Annotated in this window: 1 pseudogene; it reads left to right on the top strand. The window is 69.0% G+C overall.

The annotated features are described in order from the left end of the window. Positions 1–480 (top strand): annotated as a pseudogene (locus tag K3G39_RS20455) (hypothetical protein); the annotation flags it as partial.

Genomic DNA, 480 nt, shown 5'->3' with positions numbered 1-480 from the left:
GCTGTCATCGATATCGGCTCCAACTCGGTCCGTCTCGTCGTCTACGAGGGGCTGGCGCGAAGCCTCATACCGATCTTCAACGAGAAGACGCTGTGCGGCCTCGGACGCGAGGTGCAGAGCACGGGCCTGCTCGCGCCCGATGCCGTCGACAAGGCGCTGACCTCGCTGAAGCGCTTCCGCGCGCTGTGCCGGGTGATGCAGGTCGGACGCGTGTTCGCGATTGCCACCGCGGCCTGCCGCGACGCCTCGAACGGCCCTGATTTCATCGCGAAGGCCGAGCGCATCTGCGCCGTGAAGATCGAGATTCTGTCGGGCCCGCGCGAGGCGCGGCTGTCGGCGCTCGGCGTCATCTCCGGCATCCATCATCCCGACGGCATCGTCGGCGATCTCGGCGGCGGCTCGCTCGAGCTGATCGACGTGCGCAGGAACAGCGTGCGCAGCGGCGTGACGCTGCCGCTCGGCGGCCTCGCGCTGCAGGAC

This window comes from Pontibacter sp. HSC-14F20 (genome assembly GCF_019599265.1).
Lineage (GTDB): Bacteria > Bacteroidota > Bacteroidia > Cytophagales > Hymenobacteraceae > Pontibacter.
This window is presented reverse-complemented; position numbering and strand designations above follow the sequence as displayed.